The sequence below is a fragment of the Nannocystis punicea genome (assembly GCF_026965555.1).
Classification (GTDB): Bacteria; Myxococcota_A; Polyangia; order Nannocystales; family Nannocystaceae; genus Nannocystis; species Nannocystis punicea.
Genome location: NZ_CP114040.1, coordinates 11,879,329 through 11,903,021, shown reverse-complemented (window position 1 = coordinate 11,903,021; position 23,693 = coordinate 11,879,329). Strand labels below are relative to the sequence as shown.

20 protein-coding genes are annotated in these 23,693 nt (G+C 72.4%); 6 read left to right on the top strand and 14 right to left on the bottom strand.

Going from position 1 to position 23,693, the window contains the following annotated elements; translation table 11 throughout:
* Window positions 1–381: 381 nt before the first annotated feature.
* From O0S08_RS45735 to O0S08_RS45695, 9 genes are all read right to left on the bottom strand, one after another.
* The gene (locus O0S08_RS45735; RefSeq protein ID WP_269035828.1) at window positions 382–1,287 is read right to left on the bottom strand and encodes a hypothetical protein; all 906 of its coding nucleotides are present in this window, start codon (window positions 1,285–1,287) and stop codon (window positions 382–384) included.
* 776 nt (window positions 1,288–2,063) lie between these two features.
* On the bottom strand, window positions 2,064–2,639 hold the full coding sequence (locus tag O0S08_RS45730; protein ID WP_269035827.1) for a Uma2 family endonuclease: 576 nt from the start codon (window positions 2,637–2,639) through the stop codon (window positions 2,064–2,066).
* Window positions 2,640–3,063: 424 nt separating this feature from the next.
* Window positions 3,064–6,297: a hypothetical protein gene (locus O0S08_RS45725; RefSeq protein WP_269035826.1), complete on the bottom strand. Its 3,234-nt coding sequence runs from the start codon at window positions 6,295–6,297 to the stop codon at window positions 3,064–3,066.
* A 225-nt stretch (window positions 6,298–6,522) separates the two neighbouring features.
* Complete coding sequence (locus O0S08_RS45720; RefSeq protein WP_269035825.1) at window positions 6,523–7,125, bottom strand: class I SAM-dependent methyltransferase; 603 nt, start codon at window positions 7,123–7,125, stop codon at window positions 6,523–6,525.
* A complete protein-coding gene (locus O0S08_RS45715; protein WP_269035824.1) occupies window positions 7,122–8,147 on the bottom strand; it encodes a glycosyltransferase family 2 protein in 1,026 nt (341 codons plus the stop codon). The genes O0S08_RS45720 and O0S08_RS45715 overlap by 4 nt, the downstream gene beginning before the upstream one ends.
* A gap of 82 nt (window positions 8,148–8,229) precedes the next feature.
* On the bottom strand, window positions 8,230–8,592 hold the full coding sequence (locus O0S08_RS45710) for a DUF7793 family protein (protein ID WP_269035823.1): 363 nt from the start codon (window positions 8,590–8,592) through the stop codon (window positions 8,230–8,232).
* A gap of 11 nt (window positions 8,593–8,603) precedes the next feature.
* Window positions 8,604–9,230: an STAS domain-containing protein gene (locus O0S08_RS45705; protein ID WP_269035822.1), complete on the bottom strand. Its 627-nt coding sequence runs from the start codon at window positions 9,228–9,230 to the stop codon at window positions 8,604–8,606.
* A gap of 1 nt (window position 9,231) precedes the next feature.
* Window positions 9,232–9,582, bottom strand: a complete 351-nt coding sequence (locus O0S08_RS45700) for a hypothetical protein (RefSeq protein ID WP_269035821.1) — start codon at window positions 9,580–9,582, stop codon at window positions 9,232–9,234.
* Between the two features lie 2 nt (window positions 9,583–9,584).
* Window positions 9,585–10,211 carry an STAS domain-containing protein gene (locus O0S08_RS45695; protein WP_269035820.1) on the bottom strand — a complete coding sequence of 209 codons (627 nt, stop codon included), beginning with the start codon at window positions 10,209–10,211 and terminating at the stop codon, window positions 9,585–9,587.
* A gap of 228 nt (window positions 10,212–10,439) precedes the next feature.
* Here O0S08_RS45695 and O0S08_RS45690 point away from each other — a divergent pair, with 228 nt between their 5' ends.
* The gene (locus tag O0S08_RS45690) at window positions 10,440–11,843 is read left to right on the top strand and encodes a DUF1552 domain-containing protein (protein ID WP_269035819.1); all 1,404 of its coding nucleotides are present in this window, start codon (window positions 10,440–10,442) and stop codon (window positions 11,841–11,843) included.
* Between the two features lie 60 nt (window positions 11,844–11,903).
* Here O0S08_RS45690 and O0S08_RS45685 read toward each other — a convergent pair whose 3' ends face one another.
* Window positions 11,904–12,485 carry a TetR/AcrR family transcriptional regulator gene (locus tag O0S08_RS45685; protein WP_269035818.1) on the bottom strand — a complete coding sequence of 194 codons (582 nt, stop codon included), beginning with the start codon at window positions 12,483–12,485 and terminating at the stop codon, window positions 11,904–11,906.
* Between the two features lie 169 nt (window positions 12,486–12,654).
* Between O0S08_RS45685 and O0S08_RS45680 the strand changes: the two genes are divergently transcribed.
* Both O0S08_RS45680 and O0S08_RS45675 read left to right on the top strand, forming a co-directional pair.
* A complete protein-coding gene (locus tag O0S08_RS45680; RefSeq protein WP_269035817.1) occupies window positions 12,655–13,668 on the top strand; it encodes a Rossmann-fold NAD(P)-binding domain-containing protein in 1,014 nt (337 codons plus the stop codon).
* Between the two features lie 49 nt (window positions 13,669–13,717).
* The gene (locus tag O0S08_RS45675; protein ID WP_269035816.1) at window positions 13,718–14,716 is read left to right on the top strand and encodes a hypothetical protein; all 999 of its coding nucleotides are present in this window, start codon (window positions 13,718–13,720) and stop codon (window positions 14,714–14,716) included.
* Window positions 14,717–14,750: 34 nt separating this feature from the next.
* On the opposite strand, the gene O0S08_RS45670 is transcribed toward O0S08_RS45675, so the two are convergent.
* The 3 genes from O0S08_RS45670 to O0S08_RS45660 form a co-directional block, all read right to left on the bottom strand.
* Window positions 14,751–15,110, bottom strand: coding sequence for a hypothetical protein (locus O0S08_RS45670; protein WP_269035815.1), 360 nt, complete (start codon window positions 15,108–15,110; stop codon window positions 14,751–14,753).
* Window positions 15,111–15,174: 64 nt separating this feature from the next.
* Window positions 15,175–15,558 (bottom strand): hypothetical protein, encoded by a 384-nt coding sequence (locus O0S08_RS45665; protein WP_269035814.1) that lies wholly within the window; start codon window positions 15,556–15,558, stop codon window positions 15,175–15,177.
* Window positions 15,559–15,573: 15 nt separating this feature from the next.
* Window positions 15,574–16,476, bottom strand: a complete 903-nt coding sequence (locus tag O0S08_RS45660) for a histone deacetylase family protein (RefSeq protein ID WP_269035813.1) — start codon at window positions 16,474–16,476, stop codon at window positions 15,574–15,576.
* An 88-nt stretch (window positions 16,477–16,564) separates the two neighbouring features.
* On the opposite strand from O0S08_RS45660, the gene O0S08_RS45655 reads away from it, so the two are divergent.
* The 3 genes from O0S08_RS45655 to O0S08_RS45645 are packed head-to-tail and all read left to right on the top strand — an operon-like array spanning window position 16,565 to window position 21,266.
* Window positions 16,565–18,121, top strand: coding sequence for a type IV pilus twitching motility protein PilT (locus O0S08_RS45655; RefSeq protein WP_269035812.1), 1,557 nt, complete (start codon window positions 16,565–16,567; stop codon window positions 18,119–18,121).
* Complete coding sequence (locus O0S08_RS45650; protein ID WP_269035811.1) at window positions 18,121–19,710, top strand: DUF8728 domain-containing protein; 1,590 nt, start codon at window positions 18,121–18,123, stop codon at window positions 19,708–19,710. Before O0S08_RS45655 ends, O0S08_RS45650 begins: the two co-directional genes overlap by 1 nt.
* Entirely contained in the window at window positions 19,707–21,266 is a 1,560-nt protein-coding gene (locus O0S08_RS45645) for a hypothetical protein (protein WP_269035810.1), read from the top strand. Before O0S08_RS45650 ends, O0S08_RS45645 begins: the two co-directional genes overlap by 4 nt.
* 327 nt (window positions 21,267–21,593) lie before the next feature.
* On the opposite strand, the gene O0S08_RS45640 is transcribed toward O0S08_RS45645, so the two are convergent.
* A complete protein-coding gene (locus O0S08_RS45640; protein WP_269035808.1) occupies window positions 21,594–23,555 on the bottom strand; it encodes a hypothetical protein in 1,962 nt (653 codons plus the stop codon).
* Window positions 23,556–23,693 lie beyond the last annotated feature (138 nt).

Below are 23,693 nucleotides of genomic sequence, written 5' to 3'. Positions count from 1 at the left end.
GACGACCGCGAGCGCGAGCGGAGTTCGAGGACGTCGCGTGCTCAGTGAGTTCTGCACGGGCATGGCGCTCGCAGGCCGAGACGCAGTGCGTCGGCTGCACGGGCGCGAGTCGAGCTTCCAGCCGCGCTCGGGCGGAGGCGGGCCGGCCAATTCTCGCCCGGCGTACGGGGGGCGGGCGAGTGTCGAGCCGCGCTCGGCGGGAAGTGGTCCTCACCCGGCAGGGGGCAGGGGAGCGGGCGAGCTTCTCGCCCGCGCTCAGGCGGTAGGCGGTTCTCGCCCGGCAGGGGCAGAGGGAGCGAACGAGCTTCGAGCCCGCGTTCAGGCGGAGGCGGGCTCGGCAGCTTTCGCTCGGCGGACGGAGTGGGGAGCTGCGAGGCGGGCTCAGGCGGGCGGCGGGATCGGCAGGTTCTCGCCGGGCGGGGGCACGGGCGCGGTCTCGGTCGGGGTGTTCGCCGGCGGAGGTGTGGCCGGGGGCGGATTCGCGGGCGTGGGGGTCTCGACCGGCATCGGCGCGGGCGTGGCGGGCGGCGGCGGACCTTCGGGCGGGGCCTCGACGGGCGCAGCGGGAGTGGGAGGCGGGCTGGCGTTCGGGCCAGGTTGGGCCGGCGGCGGATAGGCGGAGGCGGGCGGCGGGGTGTATTGCGCCGGGGGCGACGGCCGGGCGGGCGCCTGGGCCGGGCGACGCCCCCCGAGGCCGAAGACGAGGCCGGCGCGGAAGCCCCAGGTGAAGCTGCAGGCGTAGTCGGTGATCGGGTCGAGGTAATCGTAGGCGTCCTGGCAGCGATCCTTGGTGAAGCGCATGCCGAGGCCGAGGCCGAGGTCGAGCCACAGCGAGTTGCCGGCGCGGAACATGACGCCGGGGCCGACGGTCCACTGGCCCATCACGCCGCGGTGCTTGTTGAGGAACACGGGGCCGACGCCGAAGGAGAGGTACGGGGCGACCCGCTCGCCGCGGTAGATGACCCACAAGAGGCTGGGCGTGAGGCTGAACTCGTTGGTCGGGATCTTGGCGAAGATGTCGGGGCCGACCTGCTCCTTGAAGTACTGCGAGTAAAAGGTGGTGACGTTGCGCAGGTGGAGGCCGACGGCGAAGCCGCCGACGACGAAGTAGCTGGCGCCGGCGCCGACCGCCAGGGAGCCGCCGTAGTTGCGCGAGAAGGAGCCGCCGAGCGAGAAGCTCGGCAAGACGGTGCCGCGGCGGAAGGGGCGATAGTCGTCGTCGGCGTGCGCGGCCTGGACCGGCAGGGCGAGGGCGAGGAGAGCGGTGAGGACGACGGTTCGGCGCACGGAACCTCCGGCGAGGAGACGCAGGGAGATGGTCGCGCAAAGGGCGGCGCGGCGCAAAGGCCGACATCGCGGTCCGAGAAGGCTATCACCCGCGGCACGCGAGGCCAGCCCGCCCGCGCGAGCGCGGCCGGCCGGCCCGCTGCCGCGCCCGCCACGATCGCGCACGAGCCCGCGCCACCGCGCTCGAGCGGTTCGGCGGCCAGACGAGCAGCGAGTTGTGCAAGATCCCGGCGGCCCGACAGCGGCGCTCGAGATCGCGGAAGCGAAGTCGTCGCGGTGGCCTGGACTCGGGGTGTACCGAAGGACCTGTCCTTCGCGTCATACCAGCGGCGGGGCGGGTAGACCAGGGACATGCGGCGGGGGTGACGGGCGGCGGTGAGGTCATCGGCGAAGCGTCGGCCATGTCGCATGTTCTGAAAGACATTTCTTCAGGGTAATGCTCTGAAAGACATGTCCTTGAGTTCATCCACTGGCTGGTTGATCGTCAATACGGCGAGCGGAGTCAGGTCCGCTCGGCTCCGCGAGTTCGTTCGAGGACTCGTCAGCCGTCAGCACCGCAGCGGAGGCGAGGCACGTGTTCGTCGCGTAGGACCGCGAGGCGGGCTTTACTCGACGAGGCCGAGCAGCGCGGCGACGTGCACTCGCTGGTTGGTCGTCGTTACGGCGAGCGGAGCTGGGTCCGCTCCGCTCCTCGAGTTCGTTCGAAGGCTGGTCCGCCGTCGGCACTTCGGCGGGAGCCAGGGCCCCGGTCTGTCGCACAGGCTGCGAGCCAGGCTTTACTTGCCGAGGCCGAGTAGCGCGGCGACGGTGTACTCGGCGGCGTCGAACGGCTCGGGGCGGACCTGCTCCGGCGGCTGGGCGGTGAGCGCGACGAGGTAGCCCTCGGGTTGCCAGCGGAACACGGTCAACGACTGCTGCTCCGGGTCGGCGATCCAGTAGTGGGGGATCCCGGCGCGGTGGTAGATCCGGAGCTTGCGGACCGTGTCGCGCGACGGGCTCGCGGGCGACACGATCTCGCAGATCCAGTCGGGGCGAATCTTCACTGGGAAACCCGCGGGCGGCTCGGGGACGCGATCGATGCGCCAGCCGACGACGTCGGGCACGACGACCTCGTCGGGCGCGAGCTCGACGTGGACCTCCGTGCCGATCCACCAGCCTCCGGGCTCGCCTTCGGCGGCGTCGTCGCCGAAGTGGTCGATGATGCGGCCGGCGATCCGAGGCTGCAGCCGTCCATGACGGAAGAGCGGGGCAGCCTTCTGGCTCAGCTCGCCGTCGAGGAGCTCGTAATAGGGCTTCTCGTCAGCGACCGCGAGCAGGTCGGCGAGCGTGGCGCCGTGGACAGCGGGCTGCATGACGACAGCTTAGCGGAAGTCGGTGGGGCGGGCGAGGTCGAGCGGCGCCGCGGTCGGGGACGAGCCTGCGGGAGGTCTACCTGCTTGCTCGTTCTCAGCCTGCCCGGTGCCTTGCGCCTCAGCTCTACGAGCTTGCTCGCTCTACGGACTTGCGCGTCGGCTCTACGAGCTTGCTCGCTCTACGGACTTGCGCATCGGCTCTACGAGCTTGCTCGCTCTACGGACTTGCGCGTCGGCTCTACGAGCTTGCTCGCTCTACGGACTTGCGCGTCGGCTCTACGAGCTTGCTCGCTCTACGGCCTTGCGCGTCGGCTCTACGAGCTTGCTCGCTCTACGGACTTGCGCGTCGGCTCTACGGACTTGCTCGCTCTACGGCCTTGCGCGTCGGCTGCACGCTACGGACTTGCTCGGTCAGAAACCGAATTCACGGATCGGGGAGCACCACGTCGAAGCCGAACTTCGGCGGGGCTTCACCGGACGGGGTGATGCGAACGGCCAGGTCGGCGGCGTGCTGCATGTCCTCGGGGACAGGTATGCGCGGGCGCTGGCGGTCGGGCCGGTGGGCGGCGGTGAAGTCGGCCAGGGGGGTCCAGGTGGCGCTGCCGGGCGGGCGGGCGTCGACCTGGACGCGGTAGGAGCCGCGGCGGCGCTGTTTCGCGTCGTCGTCGTCGAGCGCGAACCAGGCGTCCAGCATGGGCCCGGGGGCGACGCCGGAGAACACGACCTCGGTGGGGCGGCGTGGGTCGGCGAGGACGGCCGGGAAGATCAGCATGTCGGTCTTGAGCGGGCCGCTGCGCGCGTGGGTGGCTGCGGCCCGGCCGTCGGCCACGCGGGCGCTGGCCAGCGGGCGCTCGCGGGCGGCGGCGCTCTGCCAGCGCAGGCCGGCGAGCAGCAGCACCGCGGCGGTGGCGGCGATCAGCACGGCCGGGCGGGCGAGGTTGCGGGCGAGCGGGCGCAGGCGGTCGACGAGGCGCGGCGACCTGACCAAAGAGACACATGCGGCGAGAGCGGCAAGAGTGGCCAGCAAGCCGGCGGCGTCGAACCAGCGCCAGCGCGCGTAGCGGAGCTCGAACACGCCGTCGCGCGCGGGCGCGGCGATCAGGGTCGGCTCGCTGCCGTCGTCGCCGAGGGCCTTGCCGCCGCGCAGCTCGCCGCGCAGGCGCTGCTCGGGCGTGGCGGTGGGGCCATCGCCGACCACCGGGACCTCGATCCACGGCACCGCCTCCGCGGCGGCGCTGTCTCCTGGCCGGAAAGACAGGTCCCAGCGCGGGTAGCCGGCGACGTGGAACACCAGGCGGGAGTCGGGCGCGGTGCCGGCGAGGCGCACGCGGACGAGGCCGGCCTGCAGGTCGGCGGCGTCGACGAGCAGCTCGCCGGGGCCGTCGATGCGGGCGATGCCGGCGGCGCCGGGGCGCTCGAACACCCGGAGCGGGCCGAAGCTGGCCACCTGCGCGGGCCCGCTGCCGCCCTGCGTGAGCAGGTAGCGGGCCTGGGCGAGGTCGAGGAGGCGAGGGGACCCGGACTCGGGCTTGTGGACGAAGTTGTCGCCGGGGGTGAAGCCGATCTTGTAGATCGGGGTCCCGGTGTAGACCGGGCTGTCCATGAACCAGTGGGCGTTGCGGTCGGTGCGGACCGCGATCCGCCAGTCGGCGGCCTGGCCCTGGCGGGCGCTCGCGGCCCACTGCAAGAACTGCTCGTAGGCGGCTGCGAAGGCCGGATCTCCGGGCATCCGCTCGGTCTGAACGACGCCGACGCCGTGGCGCCGGGCCAGGTTCCAGGCGTCGCGCGCGAGCCAGGCGATCAGCGCGGCGGCGATCGCGGCTGTCCCGATGGACATGGCTCTCTCGACACGGCGCTTGGACCATGTCCTCCGGGCCATGACGGCCAGGCCGCCGGCGAGGGCGCCGGCCAGCAGGAACAGGCCCGGCTTGGCGGCCGTCAGGAAGCGCTGGTACTGGATGTGCGAGAAGCCGCTGCTGAGGCGGTCGAGGCGCACAGTCCAGAACACGTCGGTGCTGGCCAGCAGCCAGTGGACCAGCGCGAGCAGGGCGACGAAGCGGAGGAAGCCGGAGCCGCGCACCGCCGCGACGCCGAGTCCGAGCAACGCGGTGAACCCGGCCGCCGGCGCCATCAGCTGGGTCCACTGGCCCGCCCGCAGCATCCGCAGCATGGCTTCGAGCGGGGCGTAGAGCCAGCCGTAGCTCGCCATGTAGCCGCGGTGGGCGCTCATCGGCCATAGCCACCAGGCCGCGAGCGCGAGGGCGAGGCCGAGGACGAGGCCGAGGTCGAGAGCGGCTCCGGCGAGCCGCTCGCGGCGAGTGAGGGGGCTCGGAAGGGGGATGTCCTCGGGGACAGGTTGCTCGGGAGCGGCGGGGCCGGGGGGCGGAACCGGGGAGGGTGTGTCCGGGGGGACAGGTGGCTTCTCGGCCACGAGGCCAGACGGGGCGGCGGAAGAGGTATCCGGAGGGACGGGGGGTGGCGCGCCGGTGGCGACGCTGGCCGGGGAGGATGTGCCCGAAGGGACAGGTTGATTCGCGCCGGTGGCGACGCTGGCCGGGGAGGATGTGCCCGAAGGGACGGGTTGATTCGCGCCGGTGGCGACGCTGGCCGGGGAGGATGTGCCCGAAGGGACGGGTCGATTCGCGCCGGGGATCAGACCTTCCGAAGCAGGAGGTGCGAGCGTCGCGGAGATGCCCGTCCCGGCGATGAGGCTGTCGGAGGCAGGAGGTGCGGGCGCGACGGAGGTGTCTGAAGGGACAGGTGGCGTGTGGGCCGCGGGGGAAGACGGGGCAGCAGTGCCCGGAGGGACATGTCGACCTGCGCCGACTGAAGCGGAAGTGTCCGAAGGGACAGGCGCGGTCGCGTCAGTGGCCAATGCCTTCGCGCCGGTGGGCGGTCCCGCGGGCACAAGAGGTGGAGCGTCCGCGACTTCGAACCCGGGCGCCGGCGAGCCCGCGCCGCGCAGGCCGACGGTGATCAGCCACAGCGGGGCGGCCAGCGCCAGCATCGGCAGGCTCATCGGGTGGGCCAGCAGCGCGCCGGCGGCGGCGAGGGCGGCGAGGGCGAGGTGGCGGTGATGTGTCCCCGGGGACATGCCCTCCCGGACACGTGCGGCCAGGGCCAGCTCGGCCAGCGCCCAGTAGGCCAGGCTGGTGGCGAGCGCCTGCGGCCACACGCCGTAGGTCACGGTGTAGACCCACCCGCCCTCGCGGTAGGCCCCGGCGTCGAGCAGGGCCAGCGCGGCGGCGATGACCCCGGCGAGCGGGCCGAGGCCGAGGGCGCGGCCGCAACGCAGCAGGGCCCAGCCCTGCAGGAGGAACACGAGGGTGAAGGCGAGCGCGTACGCCTGGGCCCAGTCGAGCAGGCCCAGAGTGACGACCCGGACGGCGATCACCAGCAGATCGCCGAGCGGCGGGTAGAGCTCGCCGAGGGGGAAGCCGAAGAACCAGAACGGGCTCCAGCCGACCAGGTGGCCGCCCGCCAATTGCTGGCCGTAGAGCCAGGCGCGGGTGAGGTGCACAGTGTGGTCGGCCGACAGCGGCATCACGCCGGCGGGCACCGGCCACAGCAGCCACAGGCCGAGCGCGGTCACGAGAATGAAGGGCCAGGTCCGAACGACCAGGCGGAGCAGCCGGCCGCGAGGGCGCGCCGCGGTCATCGCAAGCTTCTCCGCGCGATCCGCGGCGGCCGAAGCGGCGGTGAGGCGGAAGATGTCTGGAAGGACAGGTTGAGCTCGGAGGCGCGGGGCCGCCGGGCTCCGCGAGCTCGTCGATGGCACCGTGTGCGCCGGGGCTGCGGCGAGTCTGGATCTGTCTGAAAGGACAGATCCATCTCGATTCGGTTCACCGGGCGCGACGTGCGGCCGTGCCGTCTTTCAGAGGACTCAGCGCGGCTCACCGAGGATCACCGTCCAGGGCAAGGGGCGGCGCACCTCGACCACGCGCAGGCGCGTCTCGGCCAGGCGCAGCAGGGCCCGCCGCGAGAAGTGCTGGATGTGCCCGGGCGTGTTGCCGAGGGCGCGCACGTAGCGGCCGCGGGCGAGGTTGAGGACCCGCCACACGGGCTCCCACGGGGTGCTGACCAGGACCGCGCGGCGGGCGACGCGGGCCAGCTCGCGCAGGCCGGCGGCCGGGTCCTCGAGGTGCTCCAGCACCTCGCAGGCGAGCACGAGGTCGACGCTGCGGTCGGCGTGCGGCAGCTGGTAGATCGAGGCTGTCTGGAAGGACAGGTGCGGGTCGAGGCCGGGCGCCAGCCGCGACAGGTCGACGTCGCAGGCCTCGAAGCGGGCCGGGCGGCGCAGGCGGATCAGGCTGTCGGCCAGGAGGCCCTCGCCGCAGCCGACCTCGAGCACGCTCTCGGGACATGTCCGAAGGTACAGGTCGCCGACGGCCCGCTTGAACCCGGCGACCAGGCGGCGGGCGATCGGGTTGGGGTGGTCGTACTTCGCCTCGGCGTTGCCGACGACGTTGCCGACGTCGACCTTCACGCGCGCGCCTCCGGCCGCCACGGGGCGGCGGTGGTGCGGCGGTGGCCGGGGATCGCCGGCGCGTCGTCGCGGGCCGCGAGCGCCGCCGACAGGCCGCGGACCTGGGCCAGGACCTGCTCGGTCAGCCGCCGGTTGGCCGCGCTGAGGTCGCCGAGGAACGCCATCAGCGCGACCAGGAAGGCCAGCACCACCGCGCCGACGCCGACCAGCAGCGACTCGGTGTGGCCGCTCTCTTGTGGCCAACGGGACAGGTAGTAGTAGGTGAAGCGGCCGCCGAGGGTCAGGCCGAACGCGAGCAGCAGCAGGGCGATCACGCCGAAGGTCTGGACCGGCCAGTACATGCCGTACGAGCGGACGATGACGGCGCCGTTGCGGCGCACGTAGCTGCCCATCGAGCGGAACAGGCGCGAGCGGCGGGTCTCCGGGTTGGTCGTGATCGTCACGTCGGCGATCGTCAGGCCGGCGGCGCCGGCCTGGATGATCGACTCGAGGGTGTAGGTGAAGCGGTTGTGTACGAACAGCGCCGCCGCGGCCCGCCGGTTCATCGCCCGAAAGCCGCTCGTGGAGTCACGCACCGTCGTGCCCGAGGCGCGGCGGACCACGCGCGAGCCCCACCGCTGCAGCAGCCGCTTCAGCGGGCCGAAGTGCGGGATCTGGTCGGTCTGCCGGTCGCCCACCACCAGGTCCGCGCGGCCCTCGAGGATCGGCGCGCACAGGCGGGCGATGTCGGCGCCGGGGTACTGGTTGTCGGCGTCGGTGTTGACGATGATGTCGGCGCCGAGCGCGAGGCAGGCGTCGACGCCGGCCTGGAACGCGGCCGCGAGCCCGCGGTGGCCGGGGAAGCGAAGCAGGTGGTGGACGCCCAGCTGCTCGGCGACCTCGGCGGTGCCGTCGGTGCTGCCGTCGTCGACGACGAGGACCTCGATGCTGTCGATCCCCGGCAGCGCGCGCGGGAGGTCGGCGAAGGTCGCCGGCAGGTGCTCCCGCTCGTTGAGGCAGGGGATCTGGATGATGAGCTTCACAGGCCCGGGCGGCGCACCTTATACCACGGCGCGGCGGATCCGCGCGTTCCGGGCCGAAACCGCCGTCCAGGGCGAGAGCGCGTCAGATCTCGAGGGCGTCCAGCCAGGCCAGGCCCTCTTCCTCCGTGCTGAACAGGCGCAGGTTCGGCGCCTGGCCCGTCAGCCGCATCATCATGTTGATCGCGGCGCGGACGATCGGGCTGGTGACGAAGACGGCGATCGCGCCGTACATGGGCTGCAGGTTCGGGAAGTACTTGCGGGCCGCGGACGAGTACTCGGTGCCCTTCTCGACGACGCTGAGGATCCGCCAGCGATGGTTGCGGGCGCCGGGCTCGATGCGAGCGCCGAGCGCCTCGGCGTCGGCGAGCGTGACCTCGCCTCGGGCGAGGATCCGCAGCAGCGGCTTGCCCTGCGGCGTCGTGGCCTCTTCGAACAGGAACGGCATGCGCGTGGCTCCTATCTGTGCGGCTGGTCGAGCACGCCCTTGTCGGCGAGCACCAGGGCGAGCGCGTCGGACAATTGTGCGAGCGCGCGGACGTGGAGGTCGTCGCCGCCGAGCTCGACGATCTGTGGGGCGACCTCGGGGCGGATGCCGGTGAGGAGGCAGCGCGCGCCGAGCAGGCCGATCGCGCGGACCATGCGGAGCAGCGCCGGCATGGTGGCGCCGGCGATCGCGGCGACGCCGGTGAGGTCGAGGATGACGTGCGTGGCCTGCTCGGCGGTGACTCGCTCGAGCAACGCGCTCGTGATGGTGGCCGCGCGGGCGTCGTCGATGCGGCCGACCAGCGGGAGCGCCAGCACGCCCGGCCACACGACGATCACCGGGGTCGACAGCGCCTGCACCAGCTCCTCCTGCTGGCGCGCCAGCTGCCGCGCGCGCGTCAGCAGCTCCTCCTCCTGGGCCTCGTTCTGGTCGCGGCGATCGATGAGCTCGTCGAGCAGGTAGTTGATGCCCATCTCGACGTCGAGCAGCGCGTCCTCGTTCTCCTCGAGCCGGACCCGGACGTCGTAGTCGCCGCTGCCGGCGGTGACCAGCACGTTCAGGAGCTCGTGGATCCGCGCGTGCGAGATCGTCAGCGACACATCAAGCCTCCTGCTCGTCGAGCCAGGCGAGCGCCGCGAGCTCGTCGGCGAAAACGCGGTAGTTCGGGTTGTCCTGGGACCGCGTCATCAGATTGATCGCCGTCCGCACCAGCGCGCTGTTCGTCACGGTCGCGTGCGGGCCGGCGTCGTTCATCGCCAGCAGGTGCTTGCGCGCCCTGGCCGTGTACTCGGTGCCGCTCGCCACCACCGACAGCACGTGCCGGCGCAGGTACGGCCCGAGGAACTTCGCCACGTACTCCTCGGCGTCGCGGATGTCGATGTCGCCCGAGACGTGCACGCGCACGTACGGGCGGCCTCTGGGCGTCACCAGCTCCTCGTAGCGGAACGGCATGATCAGCGCTGGAGCGCGCCTTTCTGGGCCAAGACGAACGCGAGGGCGTCGCTCAGCTGGGCGAGCGCGCGCACCGACGCGCCGCCCGCGGTCGCCCCGAGCGCGACGATCTGCTGCGCGACCGGGGGGCTGATGCCGGTGAGCAGGCAGGAGGCGCCGAGCAGGCCGATCGCGCGGACCATGCGGAGCAGCGCCGGCATGGTGTTGCCGGCAATCGTGCCGACGCCGGTGAGGTCGAGGATGACGTGGGTGGCCCGCTCGGCGGTGACCCGCTCGAGCAGGACGGCGGTGATCGTCGCGGCCCGCTCGTCGTCGACGCGGCCGACCAGCGGCAGCGCCAGCACGCCCGGCCACACCGCGATCACCGGGGTCGACAGCGCCTGCACCAGCTCGCTCTGCTGGTGCGCCAGCTCCTCGGCGCGCGCCTCGAGCTGCTGGCGCTGGCCGTCGCTCCTGGCCTTGCCGAGCGTCAGCTCCTCGAGCAAGTAGTTCACGCCGAGCTCGACCTCGAGGAACTCGTCGTCGTCCTCCTCGACCAGCGGGACCCGCAACTCGTAGTCGCCCGTCGCCGCCGCCACGATGATGCGCAGGAGCTGATCGATGCGCTCGCCCTCGATCGTGACCGACACTGCTTCTGGACTGTAAAGAAGCCCGCGCGAACGTGTCAACGCTCTCCATGGGTGAGCGCCGCGCGCCTTGACCCACCGCGACGCAGCTCGTAGGGTGACAGCGATGGTCGCGCGAGTGATGCATGTGCATGTCCGCAGGACCGGCATGCACGCGGCTGGCGGCCCACACGCGAGCGCGATCGTGCGCACCACGAAGCGCGCGGACTCGACCCGCGCGACGGAGGTTCCGTGACGTCGACGTCGCGTCGCGCGTGGCTGCGCGGCGGCCTCGGCCTCGGCCTCGGCGCGCTGTGGCTGCCGTCGCTGCTGCCGCGCGGCGCGCGAGCGGGTGACGACGCGCCGGTGCGACGCCTGCTGGTGGTGATGACGGAGCACGGCGCGGTCTACCCGCGCTGGCGCATGCGCCCCGGCGAGATGTCGGAGGACGAGGACTGGGAGGCGCCGCTCGCCTCGCTCTCCGAGGCAGATTTCAGCGAGATCTTGCGACCCCTCCACCGCCACCGCGCGCGCCTTTCGATCCTCGACGGGCTCGGCAACGCGGTCGGCCTGACGACCGCGCTCAACGAGCACAAGGAGGGCCACGCGACGGCGCTGACGGGGACGCAGGCGGTGGACCTCGAGGACGGGCCGGCGCACGCGCAGGGGCCGTCGATCGATCAGATCGTGGCGGCGGCGATCGCCGAACCGGGCCAGATCGCGTCGCTGCAGGTGTCGCACGGCAGCTGGCCGTACTCGTACGACGCGAGCGGCAAGACGCTGCCGTACATCTACGAGCCGGCCGAGCTGTACACGCGGCTGTTCCCCGACGGGCCCGGCGACGCGCCGCTGCCCGGCGACGCGGCGGCGATCCGCGCCCGCCAGCGCGGGGTGGTCGCGCTGGCCCGCGAGCAGTTCGCCGCGGTCGCGCCGCGCCTCGGCGCCGACGACCGCCTCAAGGTCGAGCAGCACCGCGACCTGCTGCGCGCGCTCGAGCTGCAGCTCGAGGCGCTGTCCCAAAAGACATGTGAGGTGCCGGCCCCGCCGGGCGCGGCGGCGCCGTGGGAGGACCCGGAGTGGTACGACCAGCGCACGCAGCTGTTCACGACGCTGACCGCGCTGGCGCTGTCGTGCGACCTGACCCGGGTGGCAGTGCTGGCGCTGTGGGGCCTGCGCAACGAGCAGGTCGGGGCGCCGCCCGGCGACCTCCACAACGACTTCGCCCACGCGGTCTCGTCCGACCCGGTCGCGGCCCAGGTGATGACCAACTTCGGCCGCTACCACGCGAACGACGTGGCGAAGCTGCTGGATGTCCTCGAGGACATCCCGAGCGCGGGCGGGACGCTGCTCGACGACACCGTGGTCGTGTGGTCGAGCGAGCTCGGGACGCCCGAACACCAGCTGTACCGCCTGCCGGTGGTGCTGGCCGGCGGGACCGGGTATTTTGATAAGCCGGGCCGGTACCTGTACTGGCGCCAGACGAACGTGGTGCCCGGGCTGCTCGGCGACGAGCTGCAAGGCCCACCGCACAACCGCCTGCTGGTGTCGATCGCCCGGGCGATGGGGGTCGAGCGCGACGCGGTCGGGGTGACGTCGGTGCCGCTCAAGAACGGCGCGACGCTCGACTGCACCGGCGAGCTCGACCGCCTGCGGTGAGGCGCGGCTTTCTCGTGGTGCTTCGCCTGTCCTCGAGGCCAGGAGTGTTCGACGTGGCGATCACGACAGCCAGGCGACGATGAGCGAGGCGAGGGTCGCGGCGGCGGCGGGCTCGTCGATGCGGTCGCGGAACAGGTCGCGGCCGAGCGCCTCGGCGGCGCCGAGGATGGCGACGCAGCGGCGCTGCAGCTCGCGCTGCGGCAGGTCGGTGAAGGGGGCGAGGGCGTCGCGGTAGATCGTGACGTAGCGGTCCTGCAGCTCCTGCGCGACCGCCTCGGACTCGCTGTCGCCCTGCAGGGCGGCGAGGATCGCCAGCCACTCGGGGCCCACCGTGGTGTAGCAGTGCATGTAGGCGCCGCTGATCACGCGGGCGACCTCGGGCAGGCGCTGGCGCGTGCGCTTCAGGGCCTCGTGCAGGGCCTCGATGTGGCGATCGTCGAGCTCCCGGGCGAGCGCGACCAGCAGGCCGGACCGCGTCTGAAAGTGGCCGTAGGTGATCGGCTTGCTGACGCCGGCGCGCTCGGCGAGGTAGCCGAGCGTCAACGCATCGGTCCCCTCCTCGCGGACGATCTGCTGCGCGGTCGCGAGCAACTGGGTGCGCCGCTCGGCCTTCGGCAGTCGCTTGGTGGTGGTCGCAGTCATGGCTCGGGCGCGTGCTGGGCCGCGCGGGTTTTTCTGCGCGGTCGCCTTGACAGTAGCACCCCCCGGTCATATTACCATCCGTAACTTACCAAAAGTAAGTTGCGGCGCCAGCTGGGCGCCGAGGGCAATCACGGCGGTCCTGGCCGCCGTGCGAGAGGAGGTCTTTGTCATGACTACGAGTGGTACACGAGCATCTGTTCTCATCGTCGGCGGCTCCGGCGTCGTCGGCTCGCTCGCCGCGCGCACGCTGCGTCGGCTTCACGCGGACCTGCCGATCACGATCGGCGGGCGCGACCTGGCGAGGGCGCGGGCGGTGGCCGAGGAGATCGGTTACGCCGACGCGGTCGTCGTCGACCTCGAGCGCCCGGATCTCGGGCAGCAGGCCGACCGGCGCTACAGCGCGGTGGTGATGTTCGTGAAGGACGACACGCTGAACTCGCTGGCGTTCGCGCAGGCGCGGGGCGTGCCGTACCTCGAGATCTCGACGGCGGTGTTCGAGCTGGGGCCGGCGGTCGGGCTGTTCGTGCACCGGCCGAAGAGCGCGCCGATCCTCCTCGACGGCACCTGGCTGGCGGGCGCGGCCACCCTCGCGGCGCTGCAGTTCGCCCGCGAGTTCCGCAGCGTGGAGTCGATCGAGCTCGCGGCGGTCCTCGACGAGCAGGACGTCGGCGGGCCGGCCGCCTACGCCGACCTGGAGCGGCAGACGAAGGCCGCGCCCGCCGCCTTGCAGCGGGTCGACGGCAAGTGGTCCTGGGTCCTCGGGGAGGCGGCCTCGCGCGTTTTCAAGGCCGTCGACGGGCGCGAGCTGACGGGCCAGGGCTATTCGCTGCTCGACGTCCTGGGCCTCGCGACCGCCACCGGTGCGAGATCGATCCGCAGCGTCTTCGCGCTCGGCGAGTCGTCCAGCCGGCGGCGCGGCGAGCCGTTCTCCACCGAGATCATCCTCGAGATCACCGGCACGCGGAGCGACGGCACGAAGGGCCATTCGCGCCACGAGCTGGTGCACCCGCAGGGGCAGGCGCCCATCACTGCGGTCGGGGTGGCCGTCGCCGTCGAGCGCCTCCTGGGCCTGGCGGGCGGGCCGCCGGTGCCGCCGGGGCTGTACCTGCCGCACGTCGTCATCGAGCCCCAGTACCTGCTCCGCCGGCTCGAGGAGTTCGGTACCAGCATTCGTCGCGCGTGAGTCGGTCGCGTCGCTTTCATGAAGGGAGTTCATTCGTATGTCTGCATCCATGAAGAATCCGGTTTTGTTGCTCGGCGGCTCCGGCGTGGTCGGTAGCCGCGTGGCCAGGACGCTGCGCCGCCTGCAGCCCGAACTGCCGCTCGTGCTCGCGGGGCGCGATGGGGCGAAGGCGGCCGCGGTCGCCGCGGAGGTCGGCGGGCCGACGACCGCGATCGTGGTCGACCTCTCGCGCGAAGACCTCGGATTGGAGCCCGTCGCGGCGTTCAGCGCAGTGGTCACGCTGCTCAAGGACCCGTGGCTGAACTCTTTGAAATATGCGCAGGGGCGGGGGCTGGCGTATCTGTCGTTCGCGAGCTTCGCGTTCGAGATCGGGCCGGAGCTCGCGCATTACGTCCAGGGGCCGGAGCGCGCCCCGATCCTCATGCTCGGGCACGTGTTCGGCGGGATCGGCACGCTCGCTGCGCTGCACTTCGCCAGAGAATTTTTAAAAAGGGTGGAGTCGATCGCGCTGGCGGGGGTCGTCGATCCCGACGATCAGGGCGGGCCGGCGTCGCAGGCCGACTTCGAGCGATTGGTGCAGCAGTTCCCGAGCGCGCTGATCCGCCATGACGGGCTGTGGCGATGGGTCGAAGGGCAGGACGCCGTGCGGGAGATCGTCGACGTCACGGGAGTGAAGCGTCAGGGCCAGGCGCTGCCGCTGCTGGACGTCGTCAGCCTGGCGGCCGCGACCGACGCGAAGTCGCTGCGCGTCGACTTCGCGGCGCGCGAGAGCACCGGGCAGGGGCCGTCGACGGAGCTGATCGTGGAGATCGCCGGCGAGGGCCACGACGGCGAGCGGAAGCAGGTGCGCGTCGAGCTGGTCGACGACGACGTGTACGCCCGCCTCAGCGCGCACGGGGCGGCGCTCGCAACGGAGCGGTTGCTCGGGCTCACGGGGGAGCCGGCGCCGGCGCCGGGGCTGTATCACCCGGAGAGCCTGCTCGAGCCGGGGCAGGTGTTGCGGCGCTTGCAGGAGCTCGGGGTCCGAGTGCGTCGTGTGGTGTCGTGATACGAGAGGATGAGGGCGCTCTCTCGACGTCCCGTCATTCGTCGAGACCGCGCTCTTGCCAGGTCCGCGGATACCTGCGCCGGAGGGTGCTCCAAAACGCCTGAAGGGCGGCAGGATCGTCCTCGAAGAAGTCCTCCCAGAACCCGCTTTCTGCCCACTCCGGTGGCGAGGCGTACCGCTCGTCTTCGAACCACTGCTCGACCCAGAAATCGGGCTCCGAGGGATCGATCACCTCGAAGCAGCTCGGGACGTACAGGTAGGGCCCGTCTTCATCGTTCAACAGGCGGTACCAGTCGCCCTCGAGCGCGAGGACCTCATAGCTTCGCCACAGGGTGAGGGTTTGCAGTGGTTCGTCGCGGTCGGGGGATTGAAGGGTGATCAGCTTGACGAGCATCGTGATCCTCTTGCGCCAAGGCGCGAGCTCGGCGGCGGTCTCGCGGATGTCTCTCGACCTCCCGTCATTCGTCGAAGCCGCGGTCTTGCCAGGTCCAGAAGCCGCGCTCTTGCCAGGTCCAGGGGTACCTGCGCCGGAGAGTGGTCCAAAACGCCCGACCGGCGGCGGGATCGTCATCGTCGAAGTGCTCCCAGAACCCGCGCTTCGCCCACTCCGGCGGCGAAGCGTACCTCTCGCCGTAGAACCACTCCTCGACCCAGAAATCGGGCTCCGAGGGATCGATCACCTCAAAGCAACCGGCGACATACAGGTAGGGCTCGTCGTCATCGTCTAACAGGCAGTACCAATCGCCTGTCCAAGCGAGGACCTCATAGCTTCGCCCCAGGGTGAGGGTCTCCAGTGGTTCGTCGCGGTCGGGGGATTGAAGGGTGATCAGCTTGACGAGCATCGTGGTCCTCTTGCGCTACGGCGCGAGCTCGGCGGCGGTCTTCACCGTCGTGAAGTGGATCTCGACCACGTCCTCGAGCTCCTTCGCGTAGCCGCCCGCCATCGAGATGGCCGTCGGGACCTGTGCTTCTCGCAATGTCCCCAAGACCAGGCGGTCGCGCTGCGCCAGGCCGTCCTTCGTGAGGGCGAGGCGGCCGAGGCGGTCGCCCTCGTAGGGGTCGGCGCCGGCGAGGTAGATGGCGAGGTCGGGGGTCGCGCGGCCGAGGGACTCGGCGAGGCCGCGGTCGAGGGCGGCGAGGTAGTCCTCGTCGCCGGTGCGGTCGGCGAGCTCGATGTCGAGGTCGCTGTGCTGCTTTTTAAAGGGGTAGTTCTTGGCGCCGTGGATCGAGAAGGTGAAGATCGTGTCGTCGCCGGCGAGGATGCTGGCGGTGCCGTCGCCCTGGTGGACGTCGCAGTCGACGACGAGGACGCGGGCGGCGCGGCGCTCGGCCTGCATGACGCGGGCCGCGACGGCGCTGTCGTTGAAGACGCAGTAGCCGTCGCCGCGGTCGCGGAAGGCGTGGTGGGTGCCGCCGGCGAGGTTGACGGCGAAGCTGCGGTGGATCAGCGCGGCCCGGCAGGCGCCGATGGTGGCGCCGGTCGACCGCAGCGAGCGCTCGACCATCGGCTCCGACCAGGGGAAGCCGATCTCGCGCTGCTCGCGGGCGCTGAGCTCGCCGCGGCAGACGCGATCGACGTAGCCGGGGTCGTGCGCCAGCGCGAGCTGCTCCCGGGTCGCCCGCTCGGGCACGTGCATGTCGGCCGGGTCCACCAGGCCGCTGGCGGCCACGCGCGCGCGCAGAGCGGCGTACTTGGCCATCGGGAAGCGGTGGCCGGGCGGGAGCGGCAGCACGAATTGGTCGGAATAAAACACGTGCACGCGCCCCGACGATGCCACGGCCGGGCTGCGCGCGCATCGGACGAGGGGCACTGGCGAGGTGCCCGGACCTCGCGCTATACCCGGCGCCATGGCCGCGATCGACTCGCTGCTCAAGATCCTCGACGCCCAGAAGGCCGACGGCCTGGTCCTCGCCTCCGAACGCGTCCCCTCGCTCAAACGCGCCGGCGCCGACGTGCCGCTGTCCATGCCGAAGGTCAGCCACGAGATGGTGGCGATGTTCTTCGAGGACCTCGTCACCCCGGAGCAGCGCCAGGAGCTCGACGCCCGCAAGTCGGTCAAGGTCGAGCACACGTTCGAGGGCCAGCGCTTCTCCGGCGAGCTCAAGATCGACGGCGGCCGCTACCACCTCAGCCTGGCCAAGGCGAGGGTGGCCGCAGGGACAGGTGCTGCGAAACCTGTCCATCAGGACAGCCACCCGGTGCCCGACCTGCCGCCGGTGCGCGCGGCCACGCCGCCGCCTCCGGTGCGGCCGCCGGTCCCGGGGCGGGTGGCGCCGCCGGTCGCCGCGCCGACGCCGGTCGCGCCCGAACCTGTCGTGGAGGACATGTCCGAAGAGCCCGACGAGGAGGCGCAGCGGGCGGCCGACGAGCTGCGCGGGGTGCTGCAGCGGGCCCACTGGGAGGGGGCGGCCGACGTGATCTTCTCGGCCGGGCTGGCGCCGCGGGTGCGCACCGCCGGCGACCTGCGCGAGCTCGGCGTGCCGGCCTCGGAGGCGGCGATCCTGGCGCTGTTCAGCAAGGTGCTGGCGCCGGAGCAGCGGGCGCGGCTGCGCTCGGCGGGCAGCGTCGACACCGCGCTCGACCTCGGCGGGCTGCGCTTCCGCGCCAACCTGTTCCGCCAGCAGCGCGGGCTGTCGGCGGCGCTCCGGCCGGTGCGCGACAAGGCGCCGACGCTGTCCGAGCTGGGCCTGCCCGACGACTTCACCGCGCTGGTCGGCTACCCGGCGGGGCTGGTGCTGTTCACGGGGCCGACGGGCTCGGGCAAGTCGACGACGCTGGCGGCGCTGGTCGAGCACGTCAACCGCACCGCGGCGAAGCACGTGGTGACGCTCGAGGACCCGATCGAGCACGTGTTCACGAGCAAGAAGTCGCTGATCCACCAGCGCGAGGTCGGGCGCGACGTGGCCAGCTTCGCCGAGGGGCTGCGCGCGTCGCTGCGCGAGGCGCCCGACATCATCCTGCTCGGCGAGATGCGCGACCCGGAGACGATCTCGGCGGCGCTGACGGCCGCGGAGACGGGCCACCTGGTGCTGTCGACGCTGCACGCGGCCGGGGCGGCGATGGCGGTCGACCGCATCATCGACGGGTTCTCCGGCCACCAGCAGGCGCAGGTGCGGCTGCAGCTGGCCGGCACGCTCAAGGCGATCGTGACCCAGGTGCTGGTGCCGGTGTCGCGGAACGAGCGCGCGGTGGCCTTTGAGAAGATGCTGGTGACCGCGGCAGTGGCGGCCCAGATCCGCGAGGGCCGCGGGCACCAGATCGCCACGGCGATCCAGACCGGCCGCGCCGACGGGATGGTGTCGCTCGAGCAGTCGCTGGCGGCGCTGGTCCGCTCGCGCAAGGTGTCGCTCGAGGCGGCGATGAGCGCGGCGCAAGACCCCGAGGCGCTGCGTCGGTCGCTGTGATGCCGGCCGGGCGCGGGCAGAAGATCGCCGCGGTCGCGCTGGCGGTCGCGGCCGCGGCGGCGCTGCTGCTGCACGCGCGGGCGTGGCAGTTCGTCTGCGACGACGCGTACATCTCGTTCCGCTACGCGTGGAACCTCGCGGAGCACGGGGCGCTCGAGTACAACCTCGGCGAGCGCGTCGAGGGTTATACGAATTTCCTGTGGGTGATCGTGCTGGCCTTCGGGACATGTCTCGGGGCGCTGCCCGAGGTCCTGGCGCCGTGGCTGACGCAGCTCGGGGCGCTGGCGGGGGCGGCGGTGACGGTCGTGCTGGTGCGGGCGCTGCGAGGCGCGAGCGCGTGGACGGCGGCCGACCTGATCCCGGGGTTCTTGCTGGCGGCGGCGCCGGAGTACGTGGTGTGGGCCCACGGCGGGCTCGAGACGGCGTGGGCGGCGGCCCTGACGATCGCGGCGATGGCGGCGACTGCGAGCGGGCGGTGGCGGGCGGCCGGGCTGCTGACCGCGCTGGCGGGGCTGACCCGGCCCGACGCGGTGCTGCCGATCGGGGTGTTTTTTGCGACATGGTCGATCGGGCATGTCCTCGGGGGCAGGCGAGAGCGGTTGCCCTCGGCGCGCGAGGCGGCGCTCGCGGGGGCGCTCGCGGGCGGGCCGCTGCTCGGGCACCTGCTGTGGCGGTGGTCGTACTACGGGGAGTGGCTGCCGAACACGTGGGCGATCAAGCAGCACGGCCGGCTGCTGCGCGACACGTTCGGGGTGGCGTACGTGGGGGCGTGGGCGAGCGCGCTGCGGCTGGTGTGGCTGGCGCCGCTGGCCCTGCTGCTGCGCGCCCGGCACGCTGCGCTGGTGCTGCCGATCGCGGCGGTGCTCGCCTACGCGTGGTCGGTCGGCGGCGACTTCACGGCCTACGGGCGCTTCCTGGTGGTGGCGACCGCGCTGACGGCGGGGCTGGTGGGGTGGCTGCTGATCGAGGCGGGCGAGCGGCTGCCGGGGCGGCGCGGGCCGGTGGTGGCGACGATCGTCGGAGTGCTGCTGGCGGCGGTCCTCGGGGTGCTTGCGCGCGAGCGCGTGGCGGCGGACCGGGCGACGCCGACCGGGTGGCTCGACGGCCGCTGGGAGGGCGTGACCGCGATGGACCGGTTCGCGCGCGAGCGGGTGGCCGCCGGTACATGGCTGAAAGAGCATGTCCCGGAGGACATTGTGATCACTGTCGGGGCGGCGGGGGCGTTGCCGTACGCGTCGCGGCTGCGGGCGGTCGACGTGTACGGGCTGGTCGATCGCTGGCCGCGGGAGGTCGAGGTGCGGCCGCAGGTGAAGGCGCGGCCCGGGCACCAGCTGATGGCGCCGCAGTCGGTGATCGTCGCGCGCGACCCGGACCTCTTCTGTCACGTGGGGCACGTGGGGCCGAAGCGGCCGCCGCCGGCCGCGGCGCAGAACCGCGGCTTCGGGCGCGACATGGTGTGGGCGTGCGCCGAGCCCGGGACGGTGAGCGATCCGCACGAGCCGGGCGGAATGCTCGAGGTCGGTTATTACTGCTGTCTGCGCCGGCGCGGCCGCGCGGTCGGTCCCTTCGTCGACGAGGCGGGGCAGTGAGCGTGTGGGTGGGGCGCTTGCGGGGGCTGGTGGTCGCGCTGGCGATCGCGTGGGCGGTCGTGATGGTGGTGGTATTCGCGAGCCGGATCGGCTTCCCGCTCGAGCTCGAATGGATGGAGGGCGGGAGCCTGCACACTGCCTTGCGGTTGCAGCAGGGGCAGAGCATCTACCCCGAGCCGTCGGCGGAGTTCGTGCCGTTCCTGTACACGCCGCTGTATCCGGCGGTGCTGGCGGTCCTCGGCTGGGTGCTGCCGCTCGGCTACGTGCTCGGGCGCGCGGTGAGCATCGCGGCGGTGGGGGCGGTGGCCGCGGGGCTGTGGCGACTGGTGCGATTCGAGGGCAAGCCGCGCGCGCACGCGGCCGCGGCGGTGGGGCTGTTTTTATCGGGGTACGTGTTCACGTTCCGCTGGTACGACGTGGCCCGCGCCGACAGTTTTTTTCTCGCACTGCTGCTGTGGGGGCTGATCCTGCTGCGCGAGAGCGGGGGGCGCGTGCGCCGGGTGATCGCGGCGGGGACGCTGGTGGCCGCGTCGTTCTGGGCCAAGCAGACCGCGGCGGTGTTCGTGCTGGCGAGCGGAGTCGGCGGGCTCATCGTCGCGCCGCGGCTGGTGTGGATCTACGCGGCCACGATCGCGGCGATCGACGGCGGCGGGGTGCTGCTCGGCCAATGGCTGACCGAGGGGCGGCTATGGACATACATTTATAAGTTGCATCAATCGCACGCGTTCAACGCGGTGCGGTTCTGGCGCAAGACCTGGGGGATGTTTTTACACGCGGCGCCGTTCTTGTTGGTGCTGGCGGGGCTCGTCGGCGGGAAGATCGTGGCCGATCGGGCATGTTGGAGAGAACATGTCGCTGCGGGAAGGTGGCGCGGGCCGGCGTACTGGGGGGTGATGGCGGCGGCGGGGCTGCTGGTGTCGGCGCTGGGCTACTCGACGCAGTGGGCCGAGCCGAACGCGTTCATGCCGGGGGTGTGCTTCGCGTCGGCGTGGCTGGCGGTGATGCTGCCGGTCGGGCGCGGCGAGGCGGTCGCGCTGGGGCTGGTGGCGGCGCAGCTGGTGTTCGCGCTGGTGATCGAGCCGACGTATCAGCCGATCCAGGACCGCGGGTTGGCTGGCCTGAAGGACAGCTACGTGCGGCAAGATCTGTGGCGGACGATCCCGCCGGCGGCGCTGCGGGCCCGGGCGGCGGCGCTGCGGGCCGAGCTCGAGGGCGAACCGCGGCCGATCCTGGCGCTGCACCGGCCGTGGTGGAGCGTGCTCGCCGGCGGGCCGGGGCACGTGGGGTCGATGGGGATCCACGATGTCCCGAAGGACAGGCAGAAGGAGGTCGAGGCGACGCTGGCGGCGGCGGTGAGCCGCGGAGAGTTCGCGGCGATCTGGGTCGACGGCGACCCTCCGGCGTGGCTGCGCGGGGCGCTGCGGCGGCGCTACGCGGCCGGGCGCCAGCTGGCGGGCGACGAGCGGGTGCTGCCGATGACGGGCTACATGTCGGCCGCGGGGATGGTGACGCCGTGGACCGGCGTGCAGCACGAGTACGTGCGCAAGGGCGAGTGAGAGGCGCGGGGTCTGAGCCGCGTTTCGAGACAGAGCCTGGTCACCCGCGACGGCGCCCAGCTCCCGCTCTGACGCGGTGGCTCACTCGCACCATCGCGGTCCTTCGAGCCGCCTTCCTGGCTGAGCTGCCGATCGGTTGCACCTCGCGCGCGTGCTTTCCGAGCGACAGGCTGCGGGAGACGTCGGTGGCGAGGCGCTGCTGAGTATCCTCCTGTCTCGGAGTCCCTTGCCAGAAGACAGGGGCGAGCTCGCGGACGCGGCGTAGCACGCTTGCCGGGCGCAAGAGCGAGTCGGTCCGTCGTATGTAGAGATGTCTGAAGGAGCAGGTCACTTGCTGCCGGCGTAGAGGCTGGTCAGCGGGACGTCGTCGAGGGTGAGGACGTCGACCGGGGTGCTATTATTAAAATGGTTCCAGAGGTCGACCTCGTTGGAGAGCATGTGGCGCTCGTGGAACAGCAGGCCGGCGCGGGCGCGGGACAGCGGGGCGGCGGCCAGGCCGGGGGGCCAGCGGCCCTCGCGTTCGTACTGCAGGCGGGCGAGCTCGTGGAGGTCGTGGAGGTAGAGAGGACCTGGCCGCTGGGACATGTCGTCCAGCAGGGGCAGGACGGCGCTGCCCCAGAAGCCGCGGAGCAGGCCCAGGTCGGCGGCACCGCGGGCGCCGCCGGCGAGTGGGGCGTACTGCGAGAGGTTGTAGGGGTGGCCGTGGATCGTGCTCCACAGCGCGGGCACGAGCAGCAGCGGCAGGAGGGCGGCGGGCAGGTGGCGGGCGCGGCCGGTCGGGGCCAGAGCGCGCCAGAGAGTGACGTAGGCGGAGGCCGCGGCCAGGGCGAGGAAGGGGTAGGCGGTCAGCCAGTGCTTGGTGCCGCCGAAGATCGGGATCGTCGGCAGGCTGATGAGGACCAGCGGGAACAGGCCGAACAGCGCCCACAGCAGGCCGTCCCGGGCCGGATGGCCGCGCAAGGGGGCGGTGAAGCGGACGGGAGGCAGATCGGCAGATGGCCGGGAGGACAGGTCCTTGCGGACAGCGAGGACGAGGCCGATCGCGGCGAGCAGCAGCAGGGCGGTCGGGACGGTCGCCCAGGTGAGGACGAACGGGTAGCTCCACGGCAGCGGCGGCTGGTTGTAATTGATGTGGAGGTATTCGGTGTTGTAGTAGGCGTGGAGGCGGTGGAACTCGACGTACTCGCCGAGGCGCACGAGCGGGTCGCTCCACAGCCACGGCCACAGGGCGAGGACGGTCGGCGGCGCGAGCACGGCCATGCTGAGGAACGGCAGCGGCAAGAGCTGGCCGCGGCTGGGGCGGCGACCGGCCAGCGCGAGGCAGGCGAGGTAGTGCACGCCGAGCAGGACGGGGATGAAGAGGGCGTTGTGCTTGACGGAGATCGCCACGCCCAGGAGCGGGCCGAGCAGCAGCGACCAGCGCCACGAGGCGAGGGCCCGGCGGTAGCACAGGACGACGGCGAGGGTGAGGACCGCGACCGGGACGTCGAAGCAGTGCAGGCCGGCGTGGACCCATACGTGCGGCAGGCCGATGAACCACAGGGCGGCGAGGACGGCGGGGATCAGCGGGGAGAGCGAGACGGCGGGGTCTTGCGATGGGAGTTGCGGTGCCCCGAGGGACAGGTTCGCGGGGAGTGGGAGCGCGGTGGCGAGGTCGTCGGTCGAAGGGCTGGCGAGGGGGGGCGAATCGGGAGCGACCGAGGCTGCCTTGGATGTCTCGGAGGACAGGTCGGCAGGAGGCGCGGACGGACCGGAGGCGGGGGCCGGTACACCGGCGGCCGAGGCGGGCTTGGATGCTCCGGAGGACAGGTCCGCTCGGGAGGCCGGGTTCGCGGATGATATGTCCCCAAGGACAGGTCTCCTGGTGCGGGCGAGGCCGGCGCCGGCGAGGAACAGGAGGGCGACGCCGAGGCCGGCGAGCAGCTGGGCGGGCAGGCGCATGGCGGCGCCCTCGGGCATGAGCGGGAGCAGGCCGGGATGGGCGCGGGTCTCGGGCGCCTGTCCCTCGGGACCTGGCGCGGAGAACAGGCGCGCGGACAGGCCGCCGGCGAGCTTCATCAGCGCGGGGTGCTCGTGGTTGACGGCGAAGGCGCGGTCGCGGGCGGCGCGGTCGAACAGGACGGCGGGCGACTGCAGGCCGCGCGCGGCCCAGTCGGCGTAGGCGCGGCTGGCGTGGAAGTAGATGCCCTCGTCGCGGACGTAGCCGACGTCGCGGTGGCCGCGGGCGAGCAGGAGGACGACCGCGAGGCCGAGCGCGACGGCGAGGAGGGCGAGGAGGCGGCGGGTCACGCGGGCTCCTTGCGGACGAGGGGGGCGCGAGGAGCAGGCGCGAGGCGCCCGAGGGGCGCGAAGGCGGCGAGGAGGCGGCGGGTCACGCGGGCTCCTTGCTGAGGCGCGAGGCGCCCGAGGGGCGCGAAGGCGGCGAGG

What these genes read in the sequence shown, in the direction of transcription:
- O0S08_RS45730 (WP_269035827.1), bottom strand. Translation starts at nt 2,639, where the DNA reads ATGCAGCCCGCTGTCCACGGCGCCACGCTCGCCGACCTGCTCGCGGTC.
- O0S08_RS45725 (WP_269035826.1), bottom strand. Translation starts at nt 6,297, where the DNA reads ATGACCGCGGCGCGCCCTCGCGGCCGGCTGCTCCGCCTGGTCGTTCGG.
- O0S08_RS45710 (WP_269035823.1), bottom strand. Translation starts at nt 8,592, where the DNA reads ATGCCGTTCCTGTTCGAAGAGGCCACGACGCCGCAGGGCAAGCCGCTG.
- O0S08_RS45700 (WP_269035821.1), bottom strand. Translation starts at nt 9,582, where the DNA reads ATGCCGTTCCGCTACGAGGAGCTGGTGACGCCCAGAGGCCGCCCGTAC.
- O0S08_RS45685 (WP_269035818.1), bottom strand. Translation starts at nt 12,485, where the DNA reads ATGACTGCGACCACCACCAAGCGACTGCCGAAGGCCGAGCGGCGCACC.
- O0S08_RS45680 (WP_269035817.1), top strand. Translation starts at nt 12,655, where the DNA reads ATGACTACGAGTGGTACACGAGCATCTGTTCTCATCGTCGGCGGCTCC.
- O0S08_RS45675 (WP_269035816.1), top strand. Translation starts at nt 13,718, where the DNA reads ATGAAGAATCCGGTTTTGTTGCTCGGCGGCTCCGGCGTGGTCGGTAGC.
- O0S08_RS45670 (WP_269035815.1), bottom strand. Translation starts at nt 15,110, where the DNA reads ATGCTCGTCAAGCTGATCACCCTTCAATCCCCCGACCGCGACGAACCA.
- O0S08_RS45665 (WP_269035814.1), bottom strand. Translation starts at nt 15,558, where the DNA reads ATGCTCGTCAAGCTGATCACCCTTCAATCCCCCGACCGCGACGAACCA.
- O0S08_RS45655 (WP_269035812.1), top strand. Translation starts at nt 16,565, where the DNA reads ATGGCCGCGATCGACTCGCTGCTCAAGATCCTCGACGCCCAGAAGGCC.
- O0S08_RS45650 (WP_269035811.1), top strand. Translation starts at nt 18,121, where the DNA reads ATGCCGGCCGGGCGCGGGCAGAAGATCGCCGCGGTCGCGCTGGCGGTC.